The following is a 1,774-nucleotide window of genomic DNA, read 5'->3' as shown; positions in this document are numbered from 1 at the left end:
GCCTTGCACCCTATGGTCGACATCGAACGTTTCCGGATGCTCCTCACCCAGGAGCGCGAGCGCAAGCTCGCCCTGCTGCCGGCCCTCCGAGAGGACATTTCCTCGGTGAATGCTGCCCGGCAGGGGTCCAACGTCGACGACGAACACGATCCGGAGGGCTCGACGATCGCCTTCGAACTTTCCCAGGCCGCGGCGCTGATGGAGCAAAGCAGGGCGGGGCTGGTGCAGATCGAGGCGGCCCTGTCCCGAATTGACGCCGGAACCTTCGGCATCTGCGAGGTTTGCGGCGGCCCGATCGCCGAGGGCCGGCTGGAAGCCAGACCGTGGACCCCGTACTGCATTCGACACAGTGCCGGCAAGGCTTAAGTGGTAGGCATGACAGCCCTCGCCGCCGATGATCTGGCCGGTACCTGGTGGCAGCGGATCGTGGGCGGGTTCGGCCACGCCCCGGCCCCCGTGGTGACCGGTACTGAGCTCTTGTTGGTCGTCGGTGTGGCCGTTGCTCTGTGCCTGCCCCGCGCGAGCTGGCGGTACTTCGGCCTGCTGGCCACCGTGACCCATGAACTGGGCCATGCCTTCGCCGCCCTCATGACGGGCCAGCGGCTCGGCGGCATCCGGCTCAGCCTGGACCACTCCGGCACCACCACGACCTACAGCCGTCGTCCCCTTGCCGCCGTCTGGTCGACGTTTTGGGGCTATCCCGTACCTGCCGTCGTTGGCGCCGCCATGGTCTGGTGCGGCTTCAACGGCTGGGGTCCGGCGGCGATGTCGGTCGGCACCCTCCTGTTGATCGCTTCGTTCCTCTTCCTGCGCAACGTGGCCGGCGTGCTGATCACGGCCGCCGCGGTGCTCGCCGCGGCGCTCCTGGTCCTTTTTGTGCCGGCCGAATTCATAGGCCACGTGATGATCGGTGTGGGCCTGGCGCTGCTCGTGGCGGCCGTGCGGGACCTGGGCAAACTGGCGGCGGTCCACTCGAAGCACCGGAGCCGGCTGTCGACGTCGGACGCGTACCTGCTCTCCYGGTCCACTCCGCTGCCGGCCGTCGTCTGGATTGGCTTGTTCGCCGTGGTGGTGGCCGCGGCCTGGTGGGTCGCCTGGCAGCCGATGGCCCCGGTCCTCGCCAGCCTGTTCGTCTAGGCGCCGGGCGCTGTACCGGCGCTGCGCATAGGCTGGGACCATGAGCGAGACAACCACGACCCATGCCCAGCCCTTCAGCACCCGCGGCGCCTACGTCACCGGTGGAGCGGAGTTCAACCGGGATACCCACTACATCGAGGACCGCATCACCCGCGACGGCGCCGCCGGGACCAACGGCGAGCCGGGCTGGCCGGTGGAAGCCGGCCGCTACCGGCTGATCGCGGCCCGCGCCTGCCCGTGGGCCAACCGGACCGTGATCGTGCGCCGGCTCCTGGGGCTGGAGGATGTGATTTCGCTCGGCCAGCCGGGGCCCACCCATGACGCCCGCTCCTGGACCTTCGACCTCGATCCGGGAGGCAAGGATCCGGTGCTGGGCATCGAGCGGATCCAGGAGGCCTACTTCCGCCGTTTCCCCGACTACCCGAGGGGCATCACGGTGCCGGCGATCGTCGACGTGCCCAGCGGCGCCGTCGTCACCAACAACTTCCCGCAGATCACCCTCGACTTCGCCACCGAATGGACCGAGTTCCACCGGAACGGCGCCCCCGACCTCTATCCCGCGGACCTCCGGGAGGAAATCGACACCGTCAACAAGCGCGTCTTCACCGAGGTCAACAACGGCGTCTACCGCTGCGGC

At 68.9% G+C, this 1,774-nt stretch carries 2 protein-coding genes and 1 pseudogene; all 3 read left to right on the top strand.

Annotation, left to right across the window (positions count from 1 at the left end):
* The first annotated feature begins 12 nt into the window (after positions 1-12).
* Complete coding sequence (locus AB4Y86_RS18105; protein ID WP_441403534.1) at positions 13-366, top strand: TraR/DksA family transcriptional regulator; 354 nt, start codon at positions 13-15, stop codon at positions 364-366.
* A 9-nt stretch (positions 367-375) separates the two neighbouring features.
* Complete coding sequence (locus tag AB4Y86_RS18100; protein WP_441403533.1) at positions 376-1,137, top strand: M50 family metallopeptidase; 762 nt, start codon at positions 376-378, stop codon at positions 1,135-1,137.
* A 40-nt stretch (positions 1,138-1,177) separates the two neighbouring features.
* Positions 1,178-1,774, top strand: a pseudogene (locus AB4Y86_RS18095) (glutathione S-transferase family protein); the annotation flags it as partial.

Origin of the sequence: Arthrobacter sp. 2YAF22_2, assembly GCF_052114645.1 — a bacterium.
In the GTDB taxonomy this organism is placed as follows: Bacteria; Actinomycetota; Actinomycetes; order Actinomycetales; family Micrococcaceae; genus Arthrobacter.
This window is presented reverse-complemented; position numbering and strand designations above follow the sequence as displayed.